General features: G+C 64.3%; 18 protein-coding genes and 1 tRNA gene. 16 read left to right on the top strand and 3 right to left on the bottom strand.

Annotated elements, in window-relative coordinates:
• Positions 1-27: 27 nt before the first annotated feature.
• From ACX1DW_RS18180 to hisB, 3 genes are read right to left on the bottom strand one after another with little or no spacing between them, the layout of a single operon-like run.
• Positions 28-288: a DUF2164 domain-containing protein gene (locus ACX1DW_RS18180; RefSeq protein ID WP_003303327.1), complete on the bottom strand. Its 261-nt coding sequence runs from the start codon at positions 286-288 to the stop codon at positions 28-30.
• Positions 289-927 (bottom strand): imidazole glycerol phosphate synthase subunit HisH, encoded by a 639-nt coding sequence (hisH, locus tag ACX1DW_RS18175; protein WP_458992080.1) that lies wholly within the window; start codon positions 925-927, stop codon positions 289-291. It abuts the gene before it with no gap.
• Positions 927-1,520, bottom strand: a complete 594-nt coding sequence (gene hisB, locus ACX1DW_RS18170; RefSeq protein WP_458992079.1) for an imidazoleglycerol-phosphate dehydratase HisB — start codon at positions 1,518-1,520, stop codon at positions 927-929. Before hisB ends, hisH begins: the two co-directional genes overlap by 1 nt.
• Positions 1,521-1,649: 129 nt before the next feature.
• Between hisB and ACX1DW_RS18165 the strand changes: the two genes are divergently transcribed.
• The 16 genes from ACX1DW_RS18165 (at position 1,650) to ACX1DW_RS18090 (ending at position 16,387) form a co-directional block, all read left to right on the top strand.
• Positions 1,650-2,963, top strand: a complete 1,314-nt coding sequence (locus ACX1DW_RS18165) for a nitrate- and nitrite sensing domain-containing protein (protein WP_458992078.1) — start codon at positions 1,650-1,652, stop codon at positions 2,961-2,963.
• A gap of 357 nt (positions 2,964-3,320) precedes the next feature.
• The gene (locus ACX1DW_RS18160; protein ID WP_458992077.1) at positions 3,321-4,652 is read left to right on the top strand and encodes a CmpA/NrtA family ABC transporter substrate-binding protein; all 1,332 of its coding nucleotides are present in this window, start codon (positions 3,321-3,323) and stop codon (positions 4,650-4,652) included.
• 26 nt (positions 4,653-4,678) lie between these two features.
• Positions 4,679-5,548 carry a nitrate ABC transporter permease gene (gene ntrB, locus ACX1DW_RS18155; RefSeq protein ID WP_458992076.1) on the top strand — a complete coding sequence of 290 codons (870 nt, stop codon included), beginning with the start codon at positions 4,679-4,681 and terminating at the stop codon, positions 5,546-5,548.
• Positions 5,549-5,559: 11 nt separating this feature from the next.
• Complete coding sequence (locus ACX1DW_RS18150; protein ID WP_458992075.1) at positions 5,560-6,342, top strand: ABC transporter ATP-binding protein; 783 nt, start codon at positions 5,560-5,562, stop codon at positions 6,340-6,342.
• A gap of 88 nt (positions 6,343-6,430) precedes the next feature.
• Entirely contained in the window at positions 6,431-6,829 is a 399-nt protein-coding gene (panM, locus tag ACX1DW_RS18145) for an aspartate 1-decarboxylase autocleavage activator PanM (RefSeq protein ID WP_458993417.1), read from the top strand.
• A 182-nt stretch (positions 6,830-7,011) separates the two neighbouring features.
• A complete protein-coding gene (locus tag ACX1DW_RS18140; RefSeq protein WP_458992074.1) occupies positions 7,012-9,234 on the top strand; it encodes an AsmA family protein in 2,223 nt (740 codons plus the stop codon).
• Positions 9,231-10,298, top strand: a complete 1,068-nt coding sequence (gene mutY / locus ACX1DW_RS18135; protein WP_458992073.1) for an A/G-specific adenine glycosylase — start codon at positions 9,231-9,233, stop codon at positions 10,296-10,298. Before ACX1DW_RS18140 ends, mutY begins: the two co-directional genes overlap by 4 nt.
• Positions 10,295-10,567 carry an oxidative damage protection protein gene (locus tag ACX1DW_RS18130; protein WP_125920783.1) on the top strand — a complete coding sequence of 91 codons (273 nt, stop codon included), beginning with the start codon at positions 10,295-10,297 and terminating at the stop codon, positions 10,565-10,567. The genes mutY and ACX1DW_RS18130 overlap by 4 nt, the downstream gene beginning before the upstream one ends.
• Positions 10,568-10,659: 92 nt before the next feature.
• Positions 10,660-10,735 (top strand) — tRNA-Phe (locus tag ACX1DW_RS18125).
• Between the two features lie 173 nt (positions 10,736-10,908).
• The gene (locus ACX1DW_RS18120) at positions 10,909-12,132 is read left to right on the top strand and encodes a tyrosine-type recombinase/integrase (protein ID WP_458992072.1); all 1,224 of its coding nucleotides are present in this window, start codon (positions 10,909-10,911) and stop codon (positions 12,130-12,132) included.
• 545 nt (positions 12,133-12,677) lie between these two features.
• A complete protein-coding gene (locus ACX1DW_RS18115) occupies positions 12,678-12,860 on the top strand; it encodes a helix-turn-helix transcriptional regulator (protein ID WP_125872242.1) in 183 nt (60 codons plus the stop codon).
• A 32-nt stretch (positions 12,861-12,892) separates the two neighbouring features.
• A complete protein-coding gene (locus ACX1DW_RS18110; protein WP_458993416.1) occupies positions 12,893-13,117 on the top strand; it encodes a helix-turn-helix transcriptional regulator in 225 nt (74 codons plus the stop codon).
• Positions 13,118-13,387, top strand: a complete 270-nt coding sequence (locus ACX1DW_RS18105; RefSeq protein WP_458992071.1) for a helix-turn-helix domain-containing protein — start codon at positions 13,118-13,120, stop codon at positions 13,385-13,387.
• 227 nt (positions 13,388-13,614) lie between these two features.
• Entirely contained in the window at positions 13,615-14,535 is a 921-nt protein-coding gene (locus tag ACX1DW_RS18100; RefSeq protein WP_458992070.1) for a toprim domain-containing protein, read from the top strand.
• Positions 14,532-16,052, top strand: coding sequence for a DUF3631 domain-containing protein (locus tag ACX1DW_RS18095; protein WP_458992069.1), 1,521 nt, complete (start codon positions 14,532-14,534; stop codon positions 16,050-16,052). Before ACX1DW_RS18100 ends, ACX1DW_RS18095 begins: the two co-directional genes overlap by 4 nt.
• A complete protein-coding gene (locus ACX1DW_RS18090; RefSeq protein WP_458992068.1) occupies positions 16,052-16,387 on the top strand; it encodes a hypothetical protein in 336 nt (111 codons plus the stop codon). Before ACX1DW_RS18095 ends, ACX1DW_RS18090 begins: the two co-directional genes overlap by 1 nt.
• Positions 16,388-17,442 lie beyond the last annotated feature (1,055 nt).

Here is a 17,442-nt window from a genome sequence, read left to right as displayed (position 1 = left end):
CTGTTCAAATCAAGTGTCGGTTAAGGGTCAGCTCTTCTCGAGTGCCCACAAGTCGCTTTCGATGCTCTCGAACCGCTCCTTAAGGTGGCTCTGCACGTCGAAGATCGCCTTGTTGTAATACAGCGGCGCGATTTCCCGGGCGAACAGATCGAGCACTTCCTGCGCCTCGAACGAGCCCAGCTCGAGTTCGAAGCGCTCTTGCAGAAAGCGCTTGATGACCTGTTGCGCCGCCTGCTCCTGAGCGGCATCCAGCGTCAGGACCGGCGGCTTGAGCTTGGCCCGGCTCATTTACCAGCGGCCATCCCAGGCGGCGAAGTTCTGCAGCAGCTGCAGGCCGTGGGTATGGCTCTTTTCCGGGTGGAACTGCACGGCAAAGCGCGAGCCTTCTGCCAGCGCGGCGGCGAAGTCCTTGCCGTAGTGGCCGCGACCGACCACCTGGCGCGGGTTGCCGGCCTCGATGTAATAGCTGTGCACGAAGTAGAAGCGGCCGTTGTCCGGAATCGCGTGCCAGAGCGGGTGGTCGACCACCTGCTTGACCTCGTTCCAGCCCATGTGCGGCACCTTCAGGTGCTCGCCGTCCTCGTGCAGGTCCTTGCCGAAGAAGCGCACCTGACCGGGGAACAGACCGATGCAATCGACGCCGTCGTTCTCCTCGCTGCGCTCCATCAGCGCCTGCATGCCGACGCAGATACCGAGGAACGGACGGTCCTGGCTGACTTCGCGAACCAGTTCGTCGAAGCCCAGCCGGCGAATCTCGGCCATGCAGTCGCGAATCGCGCCGACGCCGGGGAACACCACGCGGTCGGCTTCACGGATGACCTGCGCATCGCTGGACACCAGCACCCTGCCGGCGCCGACGTGCTCGAGGGCCTTGGCCACCGAGTGCAGGTTGCCCATGCCGTAGTCGATGACGGCGACGGTCTGCATTACAGGCACCCTTTGGTGGACGGCATCTGCCCGGCCATGCGCGGATCGAGTTCGACAGCCATGCGCAGCGCGCGGCCGAAGGCCTTGAACACCGTTTCGATCTGGTGGTGGGTGTTGATGCCGCGCAGGTTGTCGATGTGCAGGGTCACCAGCGCGTGATTGACGAAGCCCTGGAAGAATTCCTGGAACAGGTCGACGTCGAACTTGCCAACCACCGCGCGGGTGTAGGGCACGTGCATGGTCAGCCCCGGGCGCCCGGAGAAGTCGATCACCACGCGCGACAGCGCCTCGTCCAGCGGCACGTAGGAATGCCCGTAGCGGGTCATGCCCTTCTTGTCGCCGATGGCCTTGGCGAAGGCCTGGCCGAGGGTAATGCCGACGTCCTCGACGGTGTGGTGGTCGTCGATGTGCAGGTCGCCGTTGCACTCGATATCCAGGTCGATCAGCCCGTGACGGGCGATCTGGTCGAGCATGTGCTCGAGGAAGGGCACGCCGATGGCGAAGCGCGCCTTGCCGGTGCCATCCAGATTGATGGTGACCTTGACCTGGGTTTCCAGGGTGTTGCGCTCTACGTAAGCCGTACGTTCGGACATCAACAGCTCCGCTGATCGTGGGCGAAAAGGGGCACATTATAGGCGCAAACGCCGCAGCACGGATACGCGCCGGGCTTACTGGACTGCATCTTGCAAGAACCTGCGCGTCAACCCGCGGAGGTGCCGCCCATGCACGGACGGAAAATGCCTGCGACCTTGCGCTTCATGCTGGCGTCCCGGCGCAGCGAACTGCTCGGCCTGGAAGACCTGGCGCGCACCTGCGAACTGGTCACCCGCATCAGCCAGCTGGTGCACGCGCTGCAGAAGGAGCGCGGCTACTCGAACATCTACCTCAGCGGCAACGCCGCCCATCAGCGCCAGCAGCTGGACGTGCTCAGCCTGGAAGCCGAGGCGCTGGAACGCGACGTGCGCCTGGATCTGGATCGCATCGATCTGGACGCCGTCAGCAGTGCCGACAAGACCCGCCTGTTCACCCGCATCGCCTACGCCCTGCACAGCCTCGACGAGCTGCCCGCATTACGCCGGCGCATCCGCGAGCACGCCATCGGCATGCAGGACGCCACGGCGACACTGGTGCGGCTGATCGGAGGGCTGCTGGCAGTGGTGTTCGAAGCGGCCGACACCGCCGCCGACCCGGATATCACCCGCTGCCTGGTGGCACTGTTCAATTTCATGCAGGGCAAGGAACTGGCCGGGCAGGAGCGCGCGCTAGGTGTGGTCGGCTTCGCCAGCGGCTATTTCCGCGCGGACATGCTGGAGCGTCTGGAGCACCTGCTAGAGGGCCAGGAACGCTGCTTCGCCACCTTCAGCCGCTTCGCCAGCCCGGCGGCGCAGGCGCTATGGCAAGCGCTGTGCACCAGCGAGACGAACATCAAAGCCTGCCGCCTGCGTGACATCGCCCGCCGCACCAGCCCCGGTGCGGCGGTCGAACCGCAGCTGTGCGAGCTCTGGTTCGAGCTGCACACGCAGCGCATCGATGCGATGAAGCAGGTCGAGACGCGCCTGGAGCAGGATCTGTTGCAACAGTGCCGGTACAGCATCGAGCGAATTCGCAAGGACCTGCAGAGCCATCGCAAGCTGCTCGACGGCATCGCCGACATGCACGCGGCCGCCGAGCAGGCCAAGCTGTTCAGCGTGCAGGCCAGCGATCTCGGCGCGCCGCCGCCGGACGGCATGACGGCGATGGTGGCGCGCTCGACCCTGGAGCTGCTGCTGACACAGAGCGTACGCCTGCAGGGCCTCAATGAAGAATTGCGCGAGGCGCGTCAGGCGCTGGACGAGCGCAAACAGGTGGAGCGGGCCAAGCAGCAGCTCATGCGCCAGCAGGGCTTCTCCGAAGGCGAGGCCTACAGCTGGCTGCGTCAGGCGGCAATGAATCAGGGCCTGCGCCTGGAGGAGGTCGCCCAGCGCCTGCTGTCACTGGCACAGCCGGCGGCCGAGCGCGCCCCGGCGCGCACCCTGGGCCAGCGTTCCAGGCACTGAAAACAGGCACGCCGCACCATCGGACCAGCCTCCCTGCCCCTCGAATGTGCATGCGCAGCCAGCCCCGCTGAATCGCCACGCACAACTCATCTCGAGCGCACCAATGACCGAGCTGGTCGCGGCCTGTCTGTGGCGCCGTCGCAAGTGCTTGATTTGGCAGAAGCCACCAGGCGATTCGATGCCGCGCCCGGACCCGCCCGGTGCCGCCCGAGCAGTTCTGGCACAGCTTTCGCAAAGACCAGGCAAGGCCGGATCCTTCGGCTTTCACAACTCCTCATCAGGACAACGGTGTCCACGCTCTCCGGCTTCAGCCGGGCGGTGTGGCGCCGTTTTTTTTCGCCCAAAGGAAAACGGACCATGACCGACAAGCCGAACAACGACCAGCCCAGCAGCGTAACGCTGGCCTCGCGCCGCAGCTTTCTCAAGCATTCGATCATCGCCGCCAGCGGCGTCGCCCTGTTCGGCGGCATGTCCCTAGGCATGCGTTCGGCCGCCTGGGCCGCGGGCGGTGACGTGGAAACCACCAAGGCCAAGCTCGGCTTCATCGCCCTGACCGACGCCGCGCCGTTGTTCGTCGCTGCCGAGAAGGGTTTCTTCGCCAAGTACGGGATGACCGAGGTCGAAGTACTCAAGCAGTCGTCATGGGGCACCACCCGCGACAACCTGGTGCTCGGCTCGGCGAAGAACGGCATCGACGGCGCGCACATCCTCACGCCGATGCCCTACCTGATCAGCGCCGGCATCGTCACGCCGAACAACCAGCCAGTACCCATGTCGATCCTGGCGCGGCTGAACCTGTCCGGCCAGTGCATCTCGGTCGGCGAGGAGTATCGCGACCTGAAGATCGGCCTCGACAGCACGCCATTCAAGGCCGCGCTGGAGGCGAAGAAGGCCAGCGGCAAGAAGGTCAGTGCGGCGATGACCTTCCCCGGCGGCACCCATGACCTGTGGATGCGCTACTGGCTGGCGGCCGGTGGCATCGACCCGAACGCCGACATCAACACCATTGTCGTGCCGCCGGCACAGATGGTCGCCAACATGAAGGTGGGCAGTATGGACACCTTCTGCGTCTGCGAGCCGTGGAACGCGCAGCTGATCAACCAGAAGATCGGCTACACCGCCAACACCACCGGCGAGCTGTGGCACAACCACCCGGAAAAGGCCTTCGCCCTGCGCAGCGACTATGTCGCCGCCAACCCCAACGCGGCCAAGGCACTGACCATGGCGATCATGGAAGCCCAGCAGTTCTGCGAGAAGGCCGAGAACAAGGAAGAAGTGGCGAAGATCTGCTCGCAGCGCAAGTGGATCGGCGCGCCCTACAAGGACATCGTCGACCGCATGAAGGGCAACTTCGCCTACGGCACCGGCAAGGTCATCGAGAACCATCCCGAACAGATGCGCTACTGGGACGACCACGCCTCCTATCCGTTCCAGAGCCACGACCTCTGGTTCCTCACCGAGAACAAGCGCTGGGGCTACCTGCCGGCCGACTTCGACAGCCAGGCACTGATCGCCAAGGTCAACCGCGAAGACATCTGGCGCGCCGCCGCCGGCGAGCTGAACCTGCCCGCCGAGCTGATCCCGACCTCCACCTCCCGCGGCGTGGAGAAGTTCTTCGACGGCAAGGTGTTCGACCCCGAGAACCCGCAAGCCTATCTGGACAGCCTGACCATCAAGGCCATGGCCTGATAACCGCAACCCGCGAGGAAAAGCCCATGAATGCCAACGTCAAACTGCATCCCGCCACCTCCGAGCCGGTGTCGATCGTCCGCCCATCGCGGCTCGCCGCCCTGGCTCGACGCAGCGGCCGCTACGCACTGCAACAGCTGGTACCGCCGCTTGTGATCCTGCTGCTGCTCGGGGTGATCTGGGAGATGCTCTGCTCCGGCGCCGATGCCGCGCTGCCGCCGCCCTCGCAGGTGGTCGCGGAAACCTGGGAGCTGATCATCGATCCGTTCTACGACAACGGCGGCAATGACGTGGGCCTGGCCTGGCAACTGCTGGCCAGCCTCGAACGGGTGGCGGTCGGCTATCTGCTGGCGGTGGTCGCCGGGGTCGGCCTCGGCGTGCTGATCGGCCAGTCGGACTGGGCCATGCGCGGCCTCGATCCGATCTTCCAGGTGCTGCGCACCGTGCCACCACTGGCCTGGCTGCCGCTGTCGCTGGCGGGCTTCCAGGACAGCCATCCCTCGGCGCTGTTCGTCATCTTCATCACCGCGATCTGGCCGATCATCATCAATACCGCGGTGGGTATCCGCAACATCCCGCAGGACTACCGCAACGTCGCCCAGGTGCTACAGCTCAACGGCTTCGAGTACTTCAAGACCATCATGCTGCCGGCTGCCGCGCCGTACATCTTCACCGGCCTGCGCATCGGCGTCGGCCTGTCGTGGCTGGCGATCATCGCCGCGGAGATGCTCATCGGCGGCGTCGGCATCGGCTTCTTCATCTGGGATGCGTGGAACGCCTCGCGCATCAGCGACATCATCCTCGCGCTCGTCTACATCGGCGTCGTCGGCTTCGTGCTCGATCGCCTGGTGGCCTTTGTCGGCCAGCGCATCACCCGCGGCATTCCGGCCAACTGAGGAACAACGCCATGAGCTATCTCTCCATCGAACACCTGGACAAGAGTTTCGTGCGCGGCAACCTCGCCTCGCAGGTGCTCAAGGACATCAACCTGAACATCGCCAAGGGCGAGTTCATCTCCATCATCGGCCATTCCGGCTGCGGCAAGTCGACAGTGCTGAACATCGTCGCCGGGCTGCTCGACCCCAGCCTCGGCGGCGTGATCCTCGACGGCAAGGAAGTCCGCGGTCCCGGCCCGGACCGCAGCATGGTGTTCCAGAACCACTCGCTGCTGCCCTGGCTGACCGTCTACGAGAACGTCGAAGTGGCGGTGAATAAGCTGTTCAAGCGCAGCATGGGCAAGCGCGAACGGCGCGACTGGATCGAGCACAACCTGGCTCTGGTGAACATGGGCCATGCGCTGAACAAGTATCCGCAGGAAATCTCCGGCGGCATGAAACAGCGCGTCGGCATCGCCCGCGCGCTGGCGATGAAGCCCAAGGTGCTGCTGCTCGACGAACCGTTCGGCGCGCTGGATGCGCTGACCCGCGCGCATCTGCAGGACGAGGTGATGAAGATCCAGAAGGACCTGGGCAACACCATGATGATGATCACCCACGACGTCGACGAAGCCGTGCTGCTCTCCGACCGCATCGTGATGATGACCAACGGCCCCTCGGCGACCATCGGCGAGATTCTCGAAGTGAAACTGCCGCGCCCGCGCGACCGCATCGCCCTCGCCGACGACCCCGAGTACAACCACTACCGCCGCGCGGTGCTGAGCTTCCTGCACGACCGCCATCGCCTGCATTGACCGGGTGCGCCCACCGCCGGCGTCTCGTGTGCCGGCGGCGGTTCGGCGTATGCTTGCCGGCATTCCGCTCAGCCGTCGCAAGGTCGCCATGCCCGTCTACGTCGAATCCGTCACCCGGCCCAGCCCGCAGGATCTAACCGATCTGGCGAAAATCTACGCCGATGCACCCGAATGGCTGCTGACGCCCTATGCCAGCGCCGACGCGCTGATCGCGGCCGCGCTGGCCGATGGCAGTCTGATCGCCGGTCGATTCAATGACCGTCTGCTCGGCGCCGCCCTGCTGCAGCGCGGCGACCAGGCCTGGCGTCTGTCGCATCTATGCGTACGCAAAGTCACCCGCAAACGCGGCGTCGGCCGCCGCCTGCTGGAAGAGACCCAGCGCCAGGCCAGCGAAGCCGGCAAGCCGTTGCGCCTGGCCGCGCCCGAGGGGCATCTGGAGGCCAGCGCCCTGGCCGCGCGAACGCATCTGCCGCTGGATTCGCTCTAAGTCGCCCACGGGAACGCCGCTGCGCCCTCTGATCCGTTAGCAGGACGCGCCGGCCGCCCGCTGCGGCCAGCTGTGGAACCCGCACCCCCGACGGCACTCCAACGCCGACCGCGTTCCCGACAAGTGCAGGCACGGGGCTATACTCGGCACTTTTCAGATCGTTCATCTACAAGGACTCGTCCATGAAATCGCTCGGCAAAATCCTGGGTTTGGTCTTTCTCGGGCTGTTGCTGATCGTCGTGGCGGCGGGCTTCGCCCTGACCCACCTATTCGATCCCAACGACTACAAGGACGAGATTCGCGACCTGGCGCGCAGCAAGGCCGGCCTCGAACTGGACATCAAAGGCGATATCGGCTGGAGCCTGTTTCCCTGGCTCGGCCTGGAGCTGCACGAAACCACCCTGGCCAGCGCGCAGACCCCCGAGCAGCCGTTCGCCGACCTGCGCATGCTCGGCCTGTCGGTGCGGGTAATGCCGCTGCTGAGCCGCGAAGTGCAGATGAGCGATATCACCGTCAACGGCCTCAACCTGACCCTGAGCCGTGACGAACAGGGCCGCGGCAACTGGGAGGGCGTCGGCCAGCCGGCCGCTCGCAGCGAACCGGCTGGCGAGACCCCGAAAGCGGCCGAGCCACAAGCCGAACAGCGCGAAGACGCACCGCCTGCGCGCAAGCCGCTCACCCTGGATATCGACAGCCTGACCGTCAGCGATGCCCGCGTGACCTACCACGACGCCAAGACCGGCCAGCAGTACAGCGCCGAAAGCATCGAGCTCACGACCGGCGCAATCCGTGAAGGCAGCCCGGTCCCGGTGAAGCTCAACGCCTTTTTCGGCAGCAACAAGCCGGTGATGCGCGCACGCACCGAACTGCAGGGCTCACTGCGCTTCGACAACCAGCTCAGGCGCTACCAGTTCGAAGACATGCGCCTGTCCGGCGAGGCCTCCGGCGAACCGCTGCAGGGCCAGACTCTGACCTTCAGCGCCCAGGGCCAGCTGCTGGTCGATCTCGCCGCGCAAATCGCTGAGTTGAACGGTCTCAAGTTCACCGCCAACCAGCTGCGCGGACTGGGCGAACTGAAGGCGCGCGACCTGGACAAGGAACCGAAGGTCAGCGGAGCGATGACCGTGGCGCAGTTCAATCTGCGCGAATTTCTACAGGGCACCGGCCAGCAGCTGCCGGCCATGACCGATGGCAATGCGCTGAGCAAGGCCGAGCTGGTCAGCCGGCTGAGCGGCACGGCAAACAGCCTCGCGCTGGAAGAGCTGACCCTCAAGCTCGACGACAGCACCTTCACCGGTCGCATCGCCATCAGCGACTTCGCTCGCCAGGCGCTGCGCGTCGATCTCAAGGGTGATCGGCTGGATCTCGACCGCTATCTGCCGCCGCCAAGCAAGGACGAGCCGGCCGGCGCCGCACGCAAGAGCGAAGTGAAGAGCACCCAGGCCGCCGCGGTCGGCAGTGGCAGCACGCCGCTGCCCAACGCGCCGACCCAACAGGCCTGGAGCGAGGCCTCGGTGCTGCCGCTGGATCAGCTGCGCAAGCTCGACAGCGAGATCAATCTGGCCATCGGCAGCCTCACCGTCATGCAGCTGCCGCTCGAGGGCTTCAACCTCAAGGCCCGCGCCCGCAATGGCCAGCTGACCCTGCAGGAGCTGCGCGGCGGACTGTATGGCGGCCGCCTGGACGGCTCGGCCAGCCTCGACGTGCGCCCGGCCCTGCCATTGCTGACGCTGCAAAACCGCCTCAATGGTGTGCCGGTCGAGCGCCTGCTGGAAAGCCAGGGCGAAGAGGTGGTGGTCAAGGGCCTGCTGAACCTGGATGCCGACCTGCGCACCCAGGGCAACAGCCAGAAGGCCTGGATCGACAATCTCAATGGCAAGGTCGGTTTCATCATCGACAACGGCGTGCTGGTCGATGCCAACCTCGAGCAGCAGCTCTGCCGCGCCATCGCCACGCTCAACCGCAAGCCGCTGACCAGCGAGCCACGCAGCAAGGACACGCCGTTCCGTGAACTCAAGGGCAACCTGACGCTGCGCAATGGCGTAGCCAGCAACCCCGACCTCAAGGCCAGCATCCCCGGGCTCACCGTCAATGGCAACGGCGATGTCGACCTGCGCGTGCTGGGCATGGACTATCGCGTCGGTATCGTCATCGAGGGCGACAAGGGCGCAATGCCGGACCCGGCCTGCCAGGTCAACGAGCGCTACGTCGGCATCGAATGGCCGCTGCGCTGCCGCGGCCCGCTGGAGCTGGGCGCCAAGGCCTGCCGCTTCGACAAGGACGCGCTGGGCAAGGTGGCTGCGCGACTGGCCGGCGAGAAGCTCAACGAAAAGATCGAAGAGAAGCTCGGCGACAAGGTCAGCCCGGAACTCAAGGACGCCCTCAAAGGCCTGTTCAACCGATGAGTCCGGAGCAGTTCGGCGCGGCGGTCCTCGACTGGTTCGACCGCCACGGCCGCAAGGGTCTGCCCTGGCAGCAGAACATCACGCCGTACCGGGTGTGGGTGTCGGAGATCATGCTGCAGCAGACCCAGGTCAGCACCGTGCTCGGCTACTTCGACCGTTTCATGGATGCACTGCCCACAGTCGAGGCGCTCGCCGCGGCCGAGGAAGATGAAGTGCTGCACCTGTGGACCGGCCTCGGCTACTACAGTCGCGCGCGCAACCTGCACAAGACCGCCAAGTACGTCGTGACCGAATATGGCGGCGTGTTTCCGGCGGATGTCGACAAGCTCGCCGAGCTTCCCGGGATAGGCCGATCCACCGCCGGCGCCATCGCCAGTATCAGCATGGGCCTGCGCGCGCCGATTCTCGACGGCAACGTCAAGCGCGTGCTGGCCCGCTACGTCGCGCAGTACGGCTATCCCGGCGAGCCGAAGGTGGCCCGCCAGCTGTGGGAGGTGGCCGAGCGTTTCACCCCGCAGCAGCGCGTCAACCATTACACCCAGGCGATGATGGATCTAGGCGCCACGCTGTGCACCCGCAGCCGCCCGAGCTGCCTGCTCTGTCCGCTCAGGGACGGCTGCCGAGCCCATCTGCTCGGGCGCGAAACCGACTTCCCGGTGCCCAAGCCACGCAAGGCGCTGCCGCAAAAGCGCACGCTGATGCCGCTGCTGGCCAATCGCGACGGCGCCATCCTGCTCTACCGTCGCCCGTCGAGCGGGCTCTGGGGCGGGCTCTGGAGCCTGCCGGAACTGGACGACCTCGCTGCCCTCGATCCTCTGGCCGAACGGCATGCGCTGCAGCTGGGAGACCGTCGCGAACTGCCAGGGTTGACCCACACCTTCAGCCATTTCCAGCTGGCCATCGAACCCTGGCTGATCAGGGTCAAGACCGCGCCCGACGCCGTGGCCGAGGCGGACTGGCTCTGGTATAACCTCGCCACCCCGCCGCGCCTCGGCCTTGCCGCGCCGGTAAAGACACTGCTCAAGCGCGCCGCCGCTGAATTGAATGCAGGAGAGACCTCATGACCCGCACCGTGAACTGCCGCAAGTACAACCAGGAACTCCCCGGCCTCGAGCGCCCGCCGTTTCCAGGCCAGAAAGGCGAGGACATCTACAACAACATTTCCAAGCAGGCCTGGGACGACTGGCAGAAGCACCAGACCATGCTGATCAACGAACGCCGGCTGAACATGATGAACGCCGAAGATCGCAAGTTCCTTCAGGGCGAGATGGACAAGTTCTTCTCCGGCGAAGATTACGCCAAGGCTGAAGGCTACGTTCCGCCGAGCGAATGACCGTCGGCTGCGCTAAGCGCCCGTCCGGATTAAATATTTTTCCGGACCACGCTTGACAGGCAAAAGCCAAATCCGTCTAATAGCGCCCCGTTGCCCAGGTAGCTCAGTCGGTAGAGCAGGGGATTGAAAATCCCCGTGTCGGCGGTTCGATTCCGTCCCTGGGCACCACCTTTCGTTTTCAGGTGGTGTCAGCATCACCCGAAAGCCCACAAGAAGCCCGCCCCGTGCGGGTTTTTTGTTGTCTGCACTTCCCTACCCTTCCCTTGTAAGCCCGAATTTTTAGGGGCATTCTTGGGGGCATTCGAGTTCGGTCGAATTTATGCCCCTACGAGGTGCGCCCCATGCCACGGAAAGCCACGCCGCTGACGGACAGCGCGATCAAGGTAGCCAAGCCCAAGGACAGCCCCTACAAGCTGACGGACGGCCAAGGGCTATATCTGGAGGTGACGCCCAACGGCTCGAAGCTGTGGCGCCTCAAGTACCGTTTCGATGGAAAAGAAAAGCGGCTGGCCTTGGGCGCTTACCCTGCCGTGTCTCTACAGCAAGCCCGCCAGCGCCGCACAGACGCACGCGAGCTGCTTGCCCAAGGGGCAGACCCTAGCGCCGAGAAAAAAGCCGCCAAACAAGCGCAACGGGCCGATGGCGTGACATTCGAGACGCTGGCGCGGGAGTGGTACGCCTACAACGCGCCACGCTGGGCCGAAAGCACTGCCTACAAGGCGAAGCTGTACATGGAAAACGACCTGATACCCGGCATCGGTGCCCGCCCGGTCAAAGCCATCACCCGCCCGGAGCTGGTCGAGCTGGTGCGCAAGGTCGAAGCGCGGGGCACGCTGAACGCCGCCGGCAAGATTCGCCAATGGCTACACCAGATATTCCGCTTCGGGCTGGCGAGTGGCGTAGTCGAAGCCAACCCCGCAACCGATCTGGACGTGGTAGCCGCACCGCCGAAAGCCACCCGGCACCATCCGCACGTTGCTTTCGATGAGCTGCCGGGGCTGCTGGAAATCCTGGAAGTCACCAACCTAAACCCGCTGACCCGCTGCGCGATCCGCTTGCTGATGCTGACGGCCGTTCGCCCTGGAGAGCTGCGCCAGGCGCCGTGGTCGGAGTTCGATCTGGACGGCGCGACCTGGACCATTCCGAAAGCGCGCATGAAAGCCCGCCGCCCGCATGTCGTGCCCCTGCCCCGCCAAGCCGTTGCCATCCTGCGCCAGCTCAAGGAAATCACGGGCGATTACCCGCTAGTGTTTGCAGGCCAGCAGAACCCCGACCGGCCAATGTCTGAAAACACGATTAACAAGGCACTGCGCCTGATGGGCTACGAAGGCCGCCAGACCGGCCACGGTTTCCGCCATCTGCTGAGCACCGAACTCAACGGGCGCGGCTATAACCGCGACTGGATCGAGCGCCAGCTAGCCCACGGCGACAACGATGAAATCCGCGACACCTACAACCACGCCACCTACCTGGAGCAGCGCCGGGAAATGATGCAAGCCTGGGCCGATTCGATAGATGCGCTATGCGCTGGCACCAACGTGGTGAGCATCAAGCGCAAGGCATAGAAACCGCATTGGTTGCGGTGAGCATCACGACCGAAACAATTTGATACAAGCCAGGCGCTACCTTCCAGTAATGGTTTTGGGTGTGCCTGGGTACATCTGGGTACGTCCGGGTGTGCGTAGGCGCTATCCCTTTCGGCAATAGTCGCGCGGGGTTTTAGAAAACCGGAAAAAATGCATTTTGAAACTTCCAGAGGCACAAGTAACATCGGGGCCACTGGCTAGACATACAGCAACCGTGTGGTGGTCGCGGTAACACCACGGTACAGCACGGCAGCTGTAGGATCGCAGACAAAGAAAAGCCCAGCGCTACCAACGCTGGGCCTTCGATGGGGATAGACGCTACCAACGTCTTTAACCGGCAAGCCAGTTAACAACCCCCGAGGGACGAAGCTTTTGAGATGGGCTTCTATAACACGCAGTTGTATGCGTGTGCCGCAGACTGTATTGCCACCGGCATTGATGCGTCAATGCATAACCCCGCCTAGGGGACCGGAGGCATACTGTCCCCCTCGGGTTTTTGACCAACTGCACAACAGGAGCAATCCATGCAGACCAAGAACCCTGTTTATCAGCCTGTAGCCAAGCTGTGCGAACGCTATCAGGTTTCCCGCACGACTTTCTGGCGCTGGAGCAAGACGCCAGGCTTTCCTTCCCCGGTGCGCCTTGGGCGCTCGGTGCGCTGGAACCCCGAGTTCGTTGACGCCTTCCTGACCAAGCAGGAGGCCTAACAATGACGACTTCGAAGCCCCGTGACGGGGTTATGGGATCGGCTTGCCTGGAAAAAGCCACACAGCCCCGCCGCTTTATCAAGCTGGCCAAGGTGAAGGACTACACCAGCCTTTCCACGTCTGAAATCTACCGGCGTATTGCAGCCGGAACCTTTCCGAAGCAGGTCAGGTTGGGACCGAAGTCGGTAGCCTTCATCGAGGCGGAAATCCTGGCTTGGTGCGACGAAATGGCCGCACAGCGAGGGGAGGCTGCATAAATGGCTGACAAAACAATGCAACGCCATAGCACTAGTGTCGAAGCACAGCGTGCCCGTCTGCTGGCGCGGCTACGGATTGGCGCCTTGGACACGTTCACCGCCCGCCGTGAACTTCACGTCATGCACCCTGGAGGGCGCATCAAGGAGCTGCGCGCCGCTGGCCACCCCATCCGCACCGAGCGGGTCACGCTGACGGATGAGGACGGCATCACGCACAGCGGCGTTGCCCTTTACTTTCTGAGCAGCACCAGCGCGGAGGTAGCCGAATGAACGGCCTTCAATCCATTCATGCCGCTGCCTGGAGGGCACGCGCGCTCGCCGCGCTTCGTGCTGACTCATCTCTATCGGTCCGCCTGCGCCGTTACAACGAAGCGATGGCCCGTGCCCGCTCGCTTGGACTCAAGTCCGGCCGGCACGCTGACACAGCTAACGGCGATGTTTCCAAACTAGCGTGGCGCAAGGCCGCAGCACCGAACCCGACCGCAGAGGGCTAAACCATGACCATTCAAAACGGCGCCTGTGCGCCGAGGGGATCGGCTTGCCTGGAGAAAGCTGAATTGGCCTTCCGCGACGCGCTGCAAGCCACGTTCGGGCCGCTGGATTGGCTGCCAGTAGCAGACGGCACCATTCACCGTTTCCGCGTGCCAGACGACAAGCCCGGCACGCTTAACGGCTGGTACGTCCTACACCTGGACGGCATCGCATCGGGTGCGTTCGGTAGCTGGAAGGCGGGAGGCTCTAGCACTTGGAGCAGCCGCAAGCCCGCCGACCCGATGGAGGCCGAATTGATCCGCCAGCGGGTTGAGCAGGCACGGCACCAGCGCGAAGCGGAGCAACACCAGCGCCAGCAGACGGCAGCCATCGAGGCGCAACGGCTGTGGAGCACCAGCGCCACGGCTGACCCGCACCACCCTTACCTGATCGCCAAGGGCTGCCGGCCGCACGGCCTGCGCCAACGTGGCGACGTTCTATTGGTGCCGCTCTACCTGGGGCGCGTACTGGTCAACCTGCAACGCATCGCAGCGGACGGCGGCAAGCGGTTTCTGTCCGGGGGCCGGGTGAAGGGCTGCTATTCACCCATCGGCACGCTGGAGCCAGGCCAGCCGCTGTACGTCTGCGAAGGCTGGGCAACCGGCGCAACCATTCACGAGCACAACGGCGCCGCCGTGGCCTGCGCCATGAATGCGGGCAACCTGCTGGAAGTCGGGCGCCAGCTCCAACGGCACTACCCCGACAGTCCGCTGATTATCGCGGGTGACGACGACCGCCAGACCGAAGGCAACCCCGGACGCACCGCAGCCACCCAAGCCGCCGCCGTGCTTGGCTGTGGGCTGGTGCTGCCGCCCTGGAGCGGAGCCGAGCCGCTGAGCCTTTCCGACTTCAACGACCTACGCCAGTGGCGGGAGGCGAACCAATGAGCAATCTGGCCGAACTGATCCCCGAACCCATACCAGCACCCGATCCCATCGCAGACGCGCTCGCCAGGAGCAAACAAGATCCCGGCGCCATCTTCGAACCCGAGGTGCTGGCCCTGCTGCGCCAGGTGAGAGACGCCGACCCGGCGCGCTGGGCACGCATTCGCCACGCGGTAAAGGAAGCCAAGACGGTAAGCATGGCGGACCTGGACAAGCTGACCAGCGCCGCCAACGAAGCTACGGCGGGCACCGACGAGCTGTTCCCCGAAGTGACGCTATGGCCTGAGCTGGTAGACGGTGCCGAGCTGCTGGAAGCGCTGACCACGATCATTCGGCGCCATGTGATAGCCGACCCGGCCACGGTCCACGCCGCCGCGCTTTGGGCCGCCTTCACTTGGTTTGTGGACGTGGTGAACGTCGCGCCGATTGCCAACATCACCGCCCCGGAGAAGCGTTGCGGGAAAACGGTAATGCTTGGCGTGCTGTCGCGTCTCGCCTGCCGTCCCCTGGCCGTTTCCAATATCGCACCGGCTGCGTTGTTCCGCGCCCTGGAGCTGTGGACGCCGACACTGCTGATTGACGAGGTGGACGCCTTCCTGGCCGAGCATGAGGAAGCGCGGGGCATTCTCAATGCGGGTTTTACCCGCGACTCCGCTTTCGTGATTCGCTGCGTCGGCGATGACCACATGCCTACCCGGTTCAACGTATGGGGCGCAAAGGCGCTGTGCGGTATCGGGAAGATTGCCGACACCCTGTCCGACCGGAGCATTCCGCTGCGCCTGCGCCGCAAGCTGCCGGGGGAGCGTACCGTAAAGATTCGCCACGCCGACCCCGCAGCCTTCGCCGAGCTGGTAAGCAAGCTGGCGCGCTTCGCCATCGACAATCGGGAGGCCATCCGAACGGCCAGGCCCGCCGAGGTGGATGGCTTGAACGACCGCGCCAACGACTGCTGGGAGCCGCTGCTAGCGGTTGCCGAAGTGGCCGGAGGCAACTGGCCGCGCATTGCCCGCAACGCCGCCGCGACACTGCACGGCCTGGAGGAAGACACGCCGAGCATTGGCGCTGAGCTGCTGGCTTCGATCCGTGATGCCTTCGATAACCGGCGAACCGATCGGCTGCCGACCGCTGAGCTGTTGGACGCCCTGGCCGAAGACGAGGAAGCGCCGTGGGCAGCGTGGAACCGGGGCAAGCCTATGACACCGCACCAGCTTTCCAAGCGGCTCTCAGAGTTCGGGATCAAGCCCGGCGCCCATCGCATCGGCTTCAAGACTGCCAAAGGGTACAAACGGGAGCAGTTCGAGGAAGCCTTTAAGCGGTATCTGCCCGCCGACACCCCTGGAAAATCGGTAACACGGTTACAAGTCAGCAACCATGCGGCTCGCAGCGATTTTGAAACCGTAACACGGAGCGCTGTCGTTACCGATCAAAAAGGGCTGAAAGCCAGCAACGGCGCGGGTTGTAACCATGTTACCGATCCAAAGGGGGTACAGACCGAAGACAACGCGGAGTACTTCGGATAATGGCCGCCCTGGACTACCTGCGCCGGGCTGGTCTGACTGTCGAGAGCGTGGCCGACCGGCTGCGCGTCTCGCCGGCCGAGCGCATCACCGACCCGATTCGCCACTTCATACGCGAGCACCTTGCCGAGCTGCTGGCCGAACTGAACGCGGCCAACGACTCGACGCACTTGCCCACCAGCGAACCGAAGGGCACCGCCTGGAGGATCACCCGAGCAGGCCAGCCGATTGGCTACATGGTCGGTCAGCCAATGACCTATTCCGAAGCCCTGGCCGCCGCTTGCTGGCGCTGGGCTGATGCCGAACTAGACGGCGCACCAAAGGAGCCGAACCCATGAAGGCTAGCCAAGCTCGAACGCTCAAGCTGCCTCCCGTGCTGCGCGTGGTTTGATCGCTGGCGCCATGGACGGCGCTGCCCCCACCCCCGTTAGGTTCTCCCCCACCCCGGCGCCGTCGCGGGTGATTCGCGCCCCGCTTTTTCGCTTCATACGGATTTTTTCAGACCGCCCCCGCTTCCGGTTCCGCCTTCCGCAGAACGCCCCGCCAGCACGCCAGCGACGGCCACCAGCAACGCGGAAACGACCGGCACCAGTTGGCCTATTGCCCAGCACCAGCGCCCGAAATGCGAAGCCCGGAGCGAGACAACGAAACAACAACCAACCCACCAGCCAGCGCCGTATATAGCGAACGGTCACGGCGCGAATCACCCGCACCCCTGCCATCCCACCGGGAGAACCTAATGGGGGTGGCCCGGTTCGCAGCTGGTTCGCGCAATTGGTTCGCACCCTGACAGCAGGTCGGAGCAGGTACGCAAAGCACTGGTACGCAAGCTGGTACGCATGGAAATTACGCACTTTTCACGCACACTTTTCACGCACTACCCCGCTTCGGGGAAACACCCCATGAAAGCCGGTTTAGTGACCAGTACGCGCGCGAGGCCAGAAGGGTGATATCAGGGTTAGGCGGACGGCAAGATTAGGGCAAGGTTAGTGCAAGGGTGACCAGTCAGTGACCATTCGAGGTGACCAGTCGCAGCGGCAGGACGGGGCGACATTAGGGCGACGCACCCCAAGATCACCGCAAGGCGATACGGTAAGGTCACGGTAAGGGTAACGGGGCGATTACGGGGAGGAACCCCAAGGTTGCCCAAAGGGGTGAGGCTGAAAAACAATCAACGGATATCAAGCACCCCGGCACAGTTTCCAAAGTAGATCGGTTTAGATTCCGATCACCTGACAGCAGGCGGCAGCACGCTAATAAAACGCTAAGGCGAAACGAGCCATTGGCGCCGGAACGGGGGGCACTTTTCGTTTTGGGGGCATTTTTGGGGGCATCGACAAACTAGCGAACCAGACAAACCCAGCAAACACGCCACCTGTAGCGATTGGTTCGG

This window comes from Stutzerimonas sp. KH-1 (assembly GCF_054483855.1).
This window is presented reverse-complemented; position numbering and strand designations above follow the sequence as displayed.